Raw genomic sequence first — 13,541 nt, forward strand, 5'->3', positions numbered from 1 at the left:
CATCGAAGGCCGCGTAAGAAGACGCAGGGCTGGAGCACCACATCCCAGCTACCGCGTGCACAGGTGGGCCGGGCAGACCCCACCCGTGACGTGGAGTAGGTCCGCAGTGCAGCGAAGGTGCTACCGGGATCGGTAGTTGACTCGCTCGCGGCGGCGCCACCTCGTGTTGCGCAGGCTGAGACCCAGCCGGGCGCACACCTCCCGCTCGAGGCTGTTCACCCGCTCCTTCGGAGTCGACTCGTGCAGCGGGAGGACCCAGTACGCCACCCACTCCTCGCCTTTCGACGGAGCGGCACTGGTGTGCTGAGCCAGCCGCCCAGCGGCTGCGTCGGCCCGGCCCGAACGCGGCTTGGTCTGGCCGGCGTAGCACGCGTACCCAGCGTGGTTTACCGGGATGTAGATCGCCTTCGTCTCGTCCCCGGCCCGGCTGCCGACGGCAACCGGGTAGGGGCGCAAGACCAGCAGATCCCCTTCCGCGAGAGCGGACAGCACCCGATACCGCTCCTCGGTCATCTTCACCACGCCGCCCCAGACCGCGGTCGGCTTCTGGCGCTCGGACCCCGCGGCCATCAGAACTCCTCGAGGGGCTCGAGAGACAGGGCGGGGACACGGGAGCCGAGCGCCCGGAGGATCTTCACCGTCGCCTCGACCTCGGCCCACTGGAGCTTGTCGGTCGTGCCGTTCGACTCGCGGTGCTCGAGGTAGTTTTCGAACGCGCCCTTCGCGACGGCCACGGCCTCAGCGAAGGCCGTCCACGCGTGGCGCTCCTGGAGGCTCCCGGGGATGACCGCGGCGTGTGTGCTGCGCTGCTTGGCGGCCAAGCGCAGGTTGGCGTTGTAGTCGGCGCCGGCCCAATCCGTGGGCGCGTCGACGAGGTTGCCCTCCTCGTCGATCCAGCGCAGGGGAAGGCCCGCGCGGGACCGCTTGATGCCGTCAGCCAGCAGGTCGATGCCCCAGCCAAAGCGGCTGATCTTGTCGACAATCGCGCCAACGGAGCTGCGGTCCACCTCCTGACCGACGCGCTGCGCAGCGCTGCCGCCCGGGGCCAGAAGGTTGCCGGTGGTCACCAGGGCGAAGAGGCCCAGGACGCCGAGGAGCCGCTGAGCGCCGGCGCCCTGAGGCAGGCCGTCGCGGGCGTAGTGGGCGAGCAGGTCCACGTCGGCGTCGGTCTCGATGTTCTCCACCGCCCACGGGCGGGACACCAAGTCCTGCCAGGTGCACACGGACTCGAACGCGTTGCGGATCTGCTTGGCGTCGCGGGAGTCGTCCTCGCGCAGGGTGACGCTGTAGGAGCGCAGAGCGAGCTCCACCGCGGGCTGGCTGCGGTCGGAGGCGTGCAGCTGCCCCGACCCCTTGATGCGGGCACGCATGAGACGGCGCGTGTCCGGGTCGCCAGCCGTCATCACCCGGAACACCAGAGCGGCTCGAAGGTCAGGCAGCCTCGGGTTCAGGTTGAGCCGCGTCATGGCGTCGGCGACCCCGTTCCGGCCGATCAGGACCGACGCGTGGTCCTCGTCGATAACGTCCGCCTCGAGGAGGTCGTTGACGATCTCTTCGGCGGTGATGGCGTGCTGCGCCTGGTCGGTCAGCGGCCTACCTTCGACGTTCATCTGGACGAGCAGGGCACGCACCGCCTGGGCGAACCGGCTCATGCCGTGCCGGTGGGCGTCGTCGTCGTTCCAGCCGACGATGATCCGGGCCTTGACGGTCAGCGAGTTGAGCGCGGCGGCCGCGTCGTTCCGCTCGAGAAGGTCTTTCTTGTAGCCGCGGGAGTCGGAGGGCTTGGCTGGCTGCAGCAGGCGGTCCGAGGCCCGCTTGGCGACCTTCCGGGTGAGGGCGCGACGTTCGCTCAGCGTGAGGTTCATCAGCAGCGACGGGGTGAGGGACACCAGCGCCCCGCGCTCCATGTCGCTGTACGGCTTCACCTGCTGGAGTGATGCCGGGAGCCACTCGAGGAGCACCTTGATCTTCTCCACCGCACTGGACACCCGGCAGTTCCCGTCCGCGGTGACGAACGCCGACCGGGCCGGGGGGGCTGCGCGCCGTCGGCGGCGGGCGGCTGGACGATGGTCGGCACCAGAGTGACGGGCTGCTCGATCAGCCGGCGACCGACGTCCTGCCGATTGACGGCAAGGACCTGACGGAAGTTGTCGTCCGCTGCCCGGACGAGGTGATCGATACCCGCCGTGTACACCAAGGCGGCGTACTGGGGGTGCGAGGTGGGCAGCGGCACAGCCCTGAGCGTGGACCTGGCTGCGCTGGGGTCGGCGTCGTAGTCGCTGTCAGCGACGAGACGGTCGTTGGCCAGGCTGACGTCGGCGGTGAGAGTGAACACCCGGGCCTCGATCTCGGCGAACCAGCCGTCGTCGACACGCTGCCACGAGACGGGCGTCCCGGCGAGCGTGGCGGGGTCGACGGCGGACAGCGCGAGAGCGTCGATGAGCTCGTCGGGCAGGGCGAGGTCGCCGCGGTCACGCAGACCCTTGAGATGCTTGGCCGGCTTCTCCTTCGCCGTGGTCGGCGGGACCCGGAGCGTCCACCGGTCCTCACTGTCGCGGGTGCGGTCCAGGGGGATGACCTTGATGGGCACGGGGAGCGCCAGCTTCTCCTCGGTGACGTCTTCAGCCGTGTCCTGCCTGATGAGTACGTCAGAGAACGTGCGGGTCGGCGCGTCGGGGTCCGTGCTGGTCTGGGGCGCGGCATCGTGCGCGCGGTCGCTGCCCTCGGTGGTGTCGACGAAGTGGGGCTTGTCCTGGGTGACGTTCAGGTTGGCGCTGCTGCTCATGGGGCGTTCTCCTTGGTCGGCGGGGCCATCGCGGCATCCCGCACGCCTATCCGCGTGATTGGGGCGCTAACCGCGCTAGTTGCCTGCCGGGGCGGGAAGACTTGCCAGGAGCGCGGCGACGGCGGCAACGGCGAACTCCGGCTCCTCTCCGACGGTCGAGGGGTCGCCGGCCTCGGCCGGCAGCGCGGTCACCGTGAGCCTCCGCGCGCTGGACTCGCCGACCGCGGCGTCTCGCAGCCGTCCAGACTCGATCGCCTCAAGGGCGTCGAGCAGGGCGGCGTCCCAGCCCTGCTCGAGCGCTGCGGCCCGGTCGATGACCCCGTCGTCGGCGATCAAAACCTCCTCGGCGAGCGCCTCGGCCTCCAGGGTGAGGCCCTGCGCGTCACCGCGGACGCAGACCTGGCGAGTGACCGGGTCGAACTCCAACGCCAGCACCTCGTCGCCGCGGCGAGCATGCACCTCGATCAGGCCGCCGTCCCACGCGCCAGTCTGCAAAGGCGTCCACCCCGCGTCGCCGAGTGCGTCCTGCAACAAGTTGGGCATTGAGTCGATGACGTCCTGCGGGCGGCGGACGTGCCGCGCCCCGAGCAACTGGCCACGCCACGCTGGTCCGGCAAGTGCCGCGGCCTCGGCCGCGACCCTGGCCAGCGCCAGCCGGCCAAACGTTGCCTCCAGCACTGGCATGGCGACTGCGGCGCACCCGCCCCGGAGGCACGCGCCACGTCCCGGGCAGCTCGTGACCACCCGGTGCAGCTTCGCGATTCGCTCGGGGTCGGCCGGGTCGGGCACGCCGAGCAGGACGAACGTGTGGTGGACGATCGGGCCCGCCGGCGGCTCGCCGTTGGTAGTGATCCCTTGACCGGAGACCAGCAGCAGCATGCCGACCTGCTCCGCGCGTTCGCTGCGCCAGCGGACAGGGCCGTGCTCAATCAACAGCTGGTCGGTCCACGCTTCGTACAGCTCGCCGTCCGCGGTCACTAGCGCGGACGGTCGCCACAGCACCTCGCCGTGAAGAGCGGCGGCAACCGCGTCGAGCGTTTCCTCGTTCAACTGCTCGCCGTAGGCGCCATCAAAGACTGGCACGCCACCCAGGGTCGCGGTGGTAGCGAGCAGCTCAGCGACTCCGGCCGGATCGGTGCCCGGGGCAAACTGGAGCTCGCCCCCGTCGGCGGCAGCGAGGCGTGCCGTGACCACATTGGGGTCGGCGGCACGCGCCGTGAGCGGCCCGGCTGGCGGAAACGCCGCGTGCAGCAGCAGGTCGAGGGTGCCCATGCCCGGCTGCTCGGGCAGCGGCAGTCCCGGCAGGTCGTCCTCTCCGCGAGCCGGCAACCGAACTGACACCGGCCCCAACTCGACGAAGCATTCCAGGGTGATCTCCGCAGTGCCCTCGCCCACCGACGGGTCGCCGGGCGGCAGCGCGGCGCGCAGGGCAGCGAGAGCATCACGTCGGGCAAGTTCTTCCCGCGCGATCTCGTGCACCCGTTTGCGCTCGGCCTGCCGCACGTAAACGCCAGCATTGTCCAGGCGCGCCATCAGCGTGGCGGCGTCCTGTTGATCCCAATCGTCGCCGAGTTCCAGCGGTGGCTCGTCGGCCAGATATGCGCCCGCGGCGGCCCGGACCGCGGCCCGAACACGACTAGCAAGGTCGCCGCCTGCAACGGTGAAGGCAAGAACTGCAGCCTCAAGCCCCTTCTCGCCCGTCAACTGGTCTGCGCTCGCGCGCAACATCTCGTTCGACATTCGGTCCCAGCCCAACACTTGTGTCCTCCAACCGACTTCGGCCCTCGGCGTCCGCGCATCCGCGCCCGCCCGTGTCCTTTCGCTTCTTGTCCTACTTGTCCTTTGCTCGCCCTAGGCAGCCTTCCGCAGCGGTAATCGACTAGCACTGAACACTGACCTGCCGAATTCAAATCCTCAGTTCATGCCCGAGTCCGCCCCTCTAGGGCATGCTTTCGTCCCTGTCCAACGCCGGTTTGGGTCCGCAGGAATAGGCGGTGGCTGTAGTCGCCTACCTCTTGGATAGCGAGATCGAGGCGACATTGCTGAAGGAAGCGATTCGGGTCGAAGCGATCGTTCGTCGCACACATCGCGTCAGCGATCTCAAGCGCGAGGGTTTCCTTGTGCGCCTTGGGAACCTCTGCCTCCACGATGGCGGAGGCGAGGCTCTCGTAGTCTGCTCGGGTCATAGACATCTGTGGGGTACTCCTTACAACTCGGTTGTTGGTGCCCACCTGCGGATGTCAAGGCATGCGAGGTCTCGCCCAATGAGGGCAATGAGACGCGTCCGGGGTGGGAAGTAGGGGGCGGCGTTTCGCGGCAAGGCCGTTTTAGCCCGGGGCCCCGTTTCATAGTGGCGTCGCACAACCAGCTATGTTCAACGGCGCCCGTCAGGCAGTCGCTGTATAAAGTCGGTTCCTCGCCTGGCGTCTAAACGCCGAGAACTCACCGACTGTTAGGCGGTAGCGGCGATCCCGGCGATAGAGACGCGGCTAAGCGCGGTGGGGCTAGACCTTTCGCCATGCTCACTCCTTGAGTTGTCTCAAGGAACCCGTTTGCGCACTCGTGCGCCCGTGATCCCGTCTTGACCACCACTAAGGTGGCCCGGGTCTTCTCCGGAGGGCACCGTGTCGGGAATGACGCGGTTGCCGGTCGGCCACGTCCGGAGGCGTGCGGCCGACGAACCACCAACACATTGAAGCGTTGATGCTCTGGACCCGATCAGCGATGCACCATGCGCCGCCGACATCGAAAGAATAGCGGAAACGGGATACCGCCAAGGCCACTTTCGGCAAAACGAGACTCCTGGGCCAACGGCGCCGTCCAGCGACCGGCCCCTACTCGTCTTCCCGCGCCACTCGGCCGCCTGGCGGCATCGCCGCCCTCGACGAAGTCGCTCGCCGTCGGCGATGCTCGTTAGCCGAATACGGCTGACGCTTGGGCGTCCACGCCAGGGGGCGCGCACCGCGCGCACACGGACAACCTGGCAGGGCATCTTCTAGCTTCAAGTTCGTCCCCCGGAGCAGCAGCAATGCCACTACCTTCCGAAACGACACGCCCAGCAGCGCACCATTGGCACTAGCGGTTCGGACCGCACCAAAGCGGCCGTTTTTCCGCACGGGTCACCGGGGCGGGCGCAGAGTCAAACGGATCCAGCCCGGCACCGTACGGAATAGCGCTTCGAGCGACCCGCGACTCACCGTACTGTCATTCGTGCATGGGTATCTTCCCCGATTCCCAAGAGTTCCGGTCGGCGAGATTTGGCACGAAACCCCCCAGTCAGGGTCACGCGCCAATAGGGTCGTCGTAACCCAAAAGGAGGGGACGGACGTGAGCGCCGACATCGAGTCTTCGTCAGGCAAGGTCGACTCGACCACGCCTGATGCCCTGTTAGCGAGGTTCAACCGCGCACTGATCCGCCTCAGCGACAAGGCGTCGGTGGCCAGCGACCCGGAGATCCGCGACGACGCGATCAGGTTGCTACGGCAGACACTTACCACCCAACTCATCCTCGATCACTACCTGGTCGCGGTGGCGGGATCACAGGGCGCCGGCAAGACGACGCTGGTGCGCAATCTCTACGGCCTCGACGAGAAGTGGCTGCCGGGCAATCTCGGAGTTGGGGAACAGCTCCCGATTTTCATCGTTGAGAATGGCGACGTGACGGCACCGGTCGCCGAGCTGATCTCGCTCGCCGACCAGGACGGAACGGTGCAGCGAGTCCAGCGCAGAGTCGATGAGGCGGAATGGATCTGCGAGATCCAGAACCCTCGGTCGACCCTCGTGGCTCGGCTGACGGTTCCCCCGACCGTCTTCGGTATCGACTCGGCCGGATTGCTGCTGCTCCCCGGCTACGAGCTGGACGACGACAGCGACAAGCTCGCCCAGCAGCTCATGCGCCTGAGCCTGGTCTCCTCGCCCGCGGTCCTTTTGGTGACCGACGAGCAGCGCTTGGCCAGCAGCACCCAGCAGGCCATCACCGAAGACCTGAAGCGTCGCTACCTGGAGGGGCGGCGCCCGATCGTCGTCGTGAGCAGGTGCGAAGGGATCGAAGCCGGAAGCTCCGCGGCCGAGGAGCTCCAGCTTCGAGCCGCTGAGGTCTTCGAGGTGTCGAGGGACGACCTGGACAGCGTCGTCCTGACGAACACCAACGACCTGGCAACGTGGAAGCCCGCCCTGGTCGGCGCGCTCTCCGAGATCGCCCGTGGCAGTCGCAACGCCCGAAGGAACCAGCTCAACCACCTTCGGAGGGTGATCGACGACGACGGCGGCTCGCTGCTCGACTCGGTGCAGCTCTTCTACAGCAAGCAGCGGCTCAGCGGTGGTCCGACCGAGGAGTACCGGGACCAGCTGGACGTGTTCGATCTACGAGCCGCCCAGATGCGCGAGGACTTCCGCCGCAAGATGACCAAGGCCCTGGACCACAAGGCAGTCAATGCCCGGGTGACGGTCGTCGACTTCATCCGCACCAAGCTGAAGGAGGGCTGGGAAGGCGTCTTGAAGAAGATCACCAACTTCCTCGGGATGAAGGAAGCCAAGAGCCGGGACGAGCTCGCCCACACGATCCTCCAGTCCTGGCACGACGCGGACGACAACCTCTCCGAGGCCTGGGATGAGGTCCAGAAGGCGGCCGTTCGGCGGGTTCTTGGGCACAACCCGCCGTCGGCCGGGAAAGAGCTCGAGAGCGGACCTCGCCTGGCGTCGTTGGACGACGTGAGCGAGCACACCATTGCTCTGGCGAAGCTGGGAACAGACCCGGACACGGTCCTCCTGGTCCAGTCTGTGGAGCTCCTCCCGGTGGCGGCCCTGGAGCTCTTCCGCCTGGCGTCCGACCCCCAGATCCGACCCCTGCTCGACAACCGCACGAATTTGTCGCAAAGCGATTGGGCCGCGGCCGTCGAGGGTTTGAGCCTTGACCAGCAGCGACTGCTGCGCACCCTGATCGGTTTCGTCGGGGTTGACCTGGCCGTCGATGCCTCGGGAACGTCCATCCCGGGGCTCGCGAGCGGTCTGACGGCGGCTTTCGGTGGCGGCGGTGCGGGGGCGAGTGCCGCGATGACGGCCGCTGCGACCAGCGTTGCGGCCGGGGTCGTCATCACTGTTGGTGCCGTGCTGGCGATTCGTGCCATGAACAATCAGGACCTCCGACGGCGCATCGAGGCAGACCAGCTCGTGGAGGAGGTTCGGGGGAAGTACTGGGCCGCCTATGACCAAGCGCTCGAGCTGGCGCTCGAGAGCGTCCAGGAGGTCTTCGAGGCACGCCTGCGCACCCACTTCAACGTCAATGACCAGCAGAACCGGATCTGGGCGCTACAGAAGGCGCTCTCCGACTTCAAGGTGGCGAGATTCGACCTCATCGGAGCCTGTCGTGACGCTACCGACATCGTGGAGTGAGGCGCTCTCGGAGCGGTGGGCCTGGGCACACCTCGGGTACGCGGACTTCCGCAACGATCTCGACGACGCCTACCGCCAACTCATCCCGGAAGGAAAGCGCGAGCTGACGATCGTGCTCTTCGGACCGACGCAGGTGGGCAAGACCACGCTCCTCCTCCAGCTCCTGGGAGTCGACGACGCCTCCACCGGCGTGGTCGCAGAGGTCCTGCGGGCAGGGCGTCCGAGGGGCAACTCGTCGACCAGCGTGGCCACCCAGTACTTCTGGTCGGCCTCGGGTGAGTGGCAGTTCGCGCCACCCGGATCGAGCACCTCCGACGTGACCGAGGCCGGGCTCATGGACCACCTGGCCCTGCTCCGGTCTTCCATCGGAAGCGGCCGCTCAGACGTACAGGACCAGCTACACCGGGTAGGGATTCCGCCGCGCTACCGCGACCCGCGCGCCGACCAGAACCAGTGGCCGAACGTGCTCGACCTCCCCGGGAGTGCGCCGAAGGACCCAGGCGAGGCGGCGCGGGTGACCCGAATCGCGGAGACACACGTTCCGGCCGCCCACCTCATCGTGCTCGTGACCAAGTCCGACGACCTGACACCGCTTCGTCCGTCGTCCCTGGGAGAGATCTCCCCGATGCTGGCAGCGTGGCCGCTCGACGAAGACCGGTACCGCTTCGTGTTCACGCACACGGTGTCGAACTTGATGGGCCAGGGAGACGCCGGCCGAGAAATCGTCTCCTCCGCTTCCACCCTCCGGTCCGAGACGGCTCAGCAGGTGAGCAGGGCGCTTCGGCGAGAGATTTCGCCCGACCTGCTCTTCCCCATCGAGTACGGCGACTCCTGGAGCCGGCTCAAGGCAGACCGGCCCGACGTCTACGGGTCGGCGGCGGAAGCGGTCGGATCGCTCATGGCGGAGTTGCAGAAGACGCTCACGAGTGTCGAGCGCGAGGATGCGATCTTCCTCGCCGCCCTCCGGGCTCCCCGGATCCTCGAGAGAGCGGTCCAGGCGGCCATCGACACCGCGGCGGATGACGTCGAGAAGACGCGAACGCGCCTCCGGCGATGGGCGTCCGAGCGGGACGAACACACGGCAGCGGCACAACGGCTGCAGGCGCACGTCGAGGAGGCCCAGCGACGGCTGGTGCACCTCGACGACGCCCGGCGACGGCTCACCGAGATTCGGTTCGAACTCGACTTCACGAAGCTCGACCACGGGGCCGCGCTCGCTAAGCAACACTGGGCGGCCAGGTTCCAACAGTTCGACGAGCTCGGAGCCACCGCCAGCCTCGGAAAGCTTCAGTCGTCGGCGGAGCGCTACGCAGACAGCGACCTGAAGGCCGACGTCTACGCCGCACTGGAGCTCTGCGTCCGCTGTCCGGAGCCCTGCGAGAAGAGAGTCTTGGGCGTGAAGTACGCGGACAAGTGGTGCAGCTCGGAGCACTGCCTGGCTACCCATCGATCACGGCTCGAGAAGGCCAGTGTCAAGGTCTCATCCCTGCTCGCCGGAAAGGCGGCACAGCTGGTCGAGGAGGAGCGCAATCGCGCGGGGGCCGACCTGCAGAGCAGGCAGAGCAAGCTCGCGGACGCTGAGGTGGTTCGTGACGTCGCGACCCGAAAGGCAGAGGAGTGTGAACGACGTCTGGCGAAGGCGGAGGAAACGCGGGAGCGCGTCACCTCGTCCGGCGACAGGCAACGGCAGGTCGCCAGCAATATCGAACGGCGTCTGCACGACTCGTGGGACCGACAGAGCGAAGGCGTTCGGCACCAGCTCGCACACGCGGAGACGCACGCGGAAAAGATCAGGCTGACGCTCGGGCTCCTGGCGATGCACCGGACGCGCGACCTGATTCTCGGACCCACGGGAAAGTGGAACAAATGAGCGACGAATCTATCCTGCAAGCGTCCGACGAGGACCGCCGTGCGCAGGAGACCTTGGACGACGTGGTCCGGAGCATCGTCAAGCCTTCGCTCGACGAGGTGGTGACGACGATCAAAAACGACAACGCCCCGCTGCGGGACGCCCTGCAAGGCGTCCGTCGTCAGATCGACGACGCGACGTCAGCGACGTCGAAGTCGATCCGTGGCGAGCTTGCCGAGCTCCGAGACGAAACAGAGACTCAGTCACGCGCACTGCAGGACCTCCTCACCAAGACTCGGACCGCGAACCAGGAGGACTTCTCGACCACCGTCGCGCGCCTCGCGGAAGCTGCCGAGGCCACGCGGGCGCTCAGCGTCCAGGTCGCGGAGCTGCGCGAAGACCTGAGCACGGGATCACGAATCGTCCAGAGCACCCGGGCCGACCTTCAGCGGTACCAGCGATCGTTGTGGATCGTCGCAGGACTGGTCGGCCTGCTGACGGTGGCAAACCTCGTGCTCACCGTCGTCTGGCACGCGTGATCCTCGGTGATCTTCGAAACGCGCGGGCGAGGCGCTTCGCCGCAATTTCTGAACGCCTTCGACTATCAGACGCTTTTGCGGGTGCCTGGAGTCGTCGTTGCTCAAGGCTCCGCTCCCCTGACACTGCCGCCACGTACACATCCACAAACGGCGCATAGACAGATCAACCTTTCGGTTGCCTGCGCGGTGGGTCTCCAGCGCTCGGCCGAAGCCGATCGCCTACCAGCTTCTTCTTGCCGGCCGGCCGCAGCTGAGCACATGGGCAGCTGAAATCTCCATTAGCCTCAGTACAGCAACCAATCGGAGGGCGACGTGGCGCGAGCATGGCTGCTACAGGCGAACCCCAAGAAGTGGGACATCTGGTCTTGGTGGGAAGACCAACGCGAGGATCTCGACTCCTGGACCATCGCGATCCACACCGACGACGTGAAGCACAACGACGATTTCGCACTCTGGATCAGCGGCCCTCAGGCAGGTGTTTACGCCATCGGCAAGCTCCGCAGCGGCTACTACGGCCCTTTCAGGGTGAGCGGGGGCTACTGGATCGACCCGCCCCGAGGCGATGTCTACGGAGTGGATATCGAGGCGACCCGGTACCTGTTCGACCACCCAATCCTCAGGTCCGACCTGGCGGCCGACCGCGACTTCTCTCGGTCTCTGGTGCTCCGAATGCCGGGAACGGCGAACCCCATCCCGCTCAAGCCGCACGAGTGGCAGGCGATCAAGCGCCGTGTCGGAAGCGGCCGACTTACGTCGAAGCCGACGAGCTCCTCCCCCATCGTGTCTGCTCGCCCCCTGGGCGAGGTGCCGGAGGGCATCACCGTCCCGACCAGAGCTCAGGAGCAAAGGCGCACCTTCCGCGAGGCACAGCTCGTCAAACGCTACGCGGCGTCCGTCGGCCGACAGCTACTCGCGAGGTCGGTGAGGCTGCCTTCCGGGGAGTTGCTGGTCTGCGACGTCTTCGACGAGACCAGTGACCAACTGATCGAGGCGAAGGCGTCCGCGAGTCGCCAGGACGTCCGAATGGCTATCGGCCAGTTGTTTGACTACCAGCGTCACCTTGGGAAAAGGTCCTCTCTAGCGCTGCTGCTGCCGGAGCGGCCTTCGGACGACATCCTGGATCTGCTGCGCGGGCTGCGTATCGCGACCATCGTCGAGACATGCCCGGGTAACTTCCTAGCGATCAACTGAAGTTCCGGGTGGCGTCGAAAGCTGGACGAACGAGACCCCCGGGTGCTGCTTGACCAGGTCCGAAGGAAGAGTTGCGCCAGTGCCGACCAGTTTGTCCCTATAGCGACCACGCATTCCGTCCTCGCTGACCAAAGCCAGACCCCGGCCTGAGACTGTCGTTGTGCCTAGGACAGTTCGATCGGGTCGCCCATCGCCAGAAAGGAATGCGCCGAGCAGACGGCGCGCTTCGCGGTAGCGCGGCACATGGACCTGGCACCGTCCTGGCGAACGACGTGACGTCCATGGGGACCGCTGGCCTCGCGTGGCGGGTGCAGCTCTCGCCGATTGATCTCGTTGATCAGGACGGTGGAACCTTGGCACTCAAGATGCGCGGCCACCGCTCTCGGCGGCTGTGCGCGGCCGGGATTCGCCGAGCCCGATCACTACGCGGCCCGACGGTGGCCAGCTCCTTCCCAGCGGTGTGCCCGGTCGGCGCAGTTGGCCCGACCATCAACCACGGCAGACCTTCCGGGAACACGCAGAGTGCTCGCGATGCCGAGCGCGGCCGACAGACCTTGGGATGCATTGGGCGCACCGAGGCCGGGTCAGCGCGCCTCGAGGGCGCCCAGGCAGTCCCTTCACCTGTGCGCAGGCGCGATCGCAGATGCGAACGCCGTGCTCCCTGCCATCCACCGACCGAGCTCCTCCCGCCTGAGGATGTAGATCCCGTGCTTACCAGCAATCGCCCGAGCCTCTGCCGTGTAGCCCGCCGTCGTCACGTACAGCGGCATGTGGGCCAGGTGCTCGGCCCACGCCATCCCGACGAACAGCTGCATCTCCTTGGAGGACACCGAGCGCCCAGGCAGGTAGCGCTTGCACTGGACCACGATCCGCTGCCCGTCGGGAGTGATCGCAATGACGTCCGCCCCGCGGTCGCGGGCCCCGCCTGCGACGCGCACGTCCCGCATTCCGTCGCGGACCAGAAGCCGCCGGACGAGCTGTTCGAACTGCTGGCCGCTCATGCTGTCCGCGGTGTGCAGGAATCGATCCCGTTCGGCCTGCTGCGCGGCGAGGGCCCGCCGCCTCGCACGTAGCCTCTGCTTGTCGACCTCGCGGCGCCAGTACCACAGGCCAAACCCGACGACGAACAGGAGCAAGATGACGGTGATGCCTCCTCGGCCCAGCGAGTGAAGCGCGGACGCGATCATCTTGAGGATGATCACGACGAAGAGCAGGCTGGCGCCGACCCCCATCAATTCTTCGATTTGACTGCGCTTCTTGCGCTTACGTCTCCGGGTTGCCACGGCCGGGAGCGTATAGGGCGATCCGGACACGTCGTCGAGACCCCCAGGCCAACGCCGGTGATACCGATACGGCGACCGGCTGGAGCTCCTCGAGCACCGGAGCCGGAGGCTTCGCGGCTGATGGGTGCGCTGGAGGCACACCGACTCGCCGCGGGGCTGGACGGGTAGCTTCCGGTCGGCGGCTTTGCCAAGCTTCACCCGTGGCCAACAAGGACGACCTCCAGGACTGGGTGCTCGAAGCGGTCAAGGCAAAGGGCGGATCGGCGCGCCCCATCGAAGTCGCGAAGCACATATGGCAGGTCCACGAGCAGGACCTCAGAGGCTCAGGCGACCTCTTCTACACCTGGCAGTACGACATGCGTTGGGCCGCTCAGAAGCTCCGCGATTCCGGGCGCTTGGCCCAGAAGCACGGCCGACGATCTGGGACCTGGGACCTGGCCTGATGCCAGCTTGTCGGACCTTCGGGCCGGCGCCTCATCCAGGCCAACGCCGCGGATGGGTGG

At 67.1% G+C, this 13,541-nt stretch carries 10 protein-coding genes and 1 riboswitch; of the genes, 5 read left to right on the forward strand and 5 right to left on the reverse strand.

The features are described from left to right. Positions 1–120: 120 nt before the first annotated feature. From AC3ANM_RS04820 to AC3ANM_RS04835, 4 genes are all read right to left on the reverse strand, one after another. Positions 121–570, reverse strand: coding sequence for a hypothetical protein (locus AC3ANM_RS04820; protein ID WP_488287007.1), 450 nt, complete (start codon positions 568–570; stop codon positions 121–123). Then, positions 570–1,988, reverse strand: coding sequence for a hypothetical protein (locus AC3ANM_RS04825; RefSeq protein WP_488287008.1), 1,419 nt, complete (start codon positions 1,986–1,988; stop codon positions 570–572). The genes AC3ANM_RS04820 and AC3ANM_RS04825 overlap by 1 nt, the downstream gene beginning before the upstream one ends. Then, on the reverse strand, positions 1,922–2,785 hold the full coding sequence (locus tag AC3ANM_RS04830) for a hypothetical protein (protein ID WP_488287009.1): 864 nt from the start codon (positions 2,783–2,785) through the stop codon (positions 1,922–1,924). The genes AC3ANM_RS04825 and AC3ANM_RS04830 overlap by 67 nt, the downstream gene beginning before the upstream one ends. 75 nt (positions 2,786–2,860) lie before the next feature. After that, the gene (locus tag AC3ANM_RS04835) at positions 2,861–4,525 is read right to left on the reverse strand and encodes a hypothetical protein (RefSeq protein WP_488287010.1); all 1,665 of its coding nucleotides are present in this window, start codon (positions 4,523–4,525) and stop codon (positions 2,861–2,863) included. A gap of 832 nt (positions 4,526–5,357) precedes the next feature. After that, positions 5,358–5,471, reverse strand: a riboswitch (SAM riboswitch). A 641-nt stretch (positions 5,472–6,112) separates the two neighbouring features. On the opposite strand from AC3ANM_RS04835, the gene AC3ANM_RS04840 reads away from it, so the two are divergent. From AC3ANM_RS04840 to AC3ANM_RS04855, 4 genes are all read left to right on the forward strand, one after another. Next, entirely contained in the window at positions 6,113–8,176 is a 2,064-nt protein-coding gene (locus AC3ANM_RS04840; RefSeq protein WP_488287011.1) for a hypothetical protein, read from the forward strand. Continuing rightward, complete coding sequence (locus AC3ANM_RS04845) at positions 8,151–10,046, forward strand: hypothetical protein (protein WP_488287012.1); 1,896 nt, start codon at positions 8,151–8,153, stop codon at positions 10,044–10,046. Before AC3ANM_RS04840 ends, AC3ANM_RS04845 begins: the two co-directional genes overlap by 26 nt. Beyond that, on the forward strand, positions 10,043–10,564 hold the full coding sequence (locus tag AC3ANM_RS04850; RefSeq protein WP_488287013.1) for a hypothetical protein: 522 nt from the start codon (positions 10,043–10,045) through the stop codon (positions 10,562–10,564). The genes AC3ANM_RS04845 and AC3ANM_RS04850 overlap by 4 nt, the downstream gene beginning before the upstream one ends. Before the next feature lie 312 nt (positions 10,565–10,876). Then, positions 10,877–11,755: an EVE domain-containing protein gene (locus AC3ANM_RS04855; protein ID WP_488287014.1), complete on the forward strand. Its 879-nt coding sequence runs from the start codon at positions 10,877–10,879 to the stop codon at positions 11,753–11,755. Between the two features lie 617 nt (positions 11,756–12,372). On the opposite strand, the gene AC3ANM_RS04860 is transcribed toward AC3ANM_RS04855, so the two are convergent. Further along, positions 12,373–13,038, reverse strand: coding sequence for a restriction endonuclease (locus AC3ANM_RS04860; RefSeq protein ID WP_488287015.1), 666 nt, complete (start codon positions 13,036–13,038; stop codon positions 12,373–12,375). A 200-nt stretch (positions 13,039–13,238) separates the two neighbouring features. On the opposite strand from AC3ANM_RS04860, the gene AC3ANM_RS04865 reads away from it, so the two are divergent. Further along, positions 13,239–13,481, forward strand: coding sequence for a hypothetical protein (locus AC3ANM_RS04865; RefSeq protein ID WP_488287016.1), 243 nt, complete (start codon positions 13,239–13,241; stop codon positions 13,479–13,481). Positions 13,482–13,541: the final 60 nt, after the last annotated feature.

The sequence above is a fragment of the Oryzihumus sp. JJN4-3R genome (assembly GCF_057747915.1).

Excerpts from the sequence above, each read along its gene's own strand:
- AC3ANM_RS04820 (WP_488287007.1), bottom strand. The coding sequence starts at position 570 with ATGGCCGCGGGGTCCGAGCGCCAGAAGCCGACCGCGGTCTGGGGCGGC.
- AC3ANM_RS04830 (WP_488287009.1), bottom strand. The coding sequence starts at position 2,785 with ATGAGCAGCAGCGCCAACCTGAACGTCACCCAGGACAAGCCCCACTTC.
- AC3ANM_RS04835 (WP_488287010.1), bottom strand. The coding sequence starts at position 4,525 with ATGTCGAACGAGATGTTGCGCGCGAGCGCAGACCAGTTGACGGGCGAG.
- AC3ANM_RS04850 (WP_488287013.1), top strand. The coding sequence starts at position 10,043 with ATGAGCGACGAATCTATCCTGCAAGCGTCCGACGAGGACCGCCGTGCG.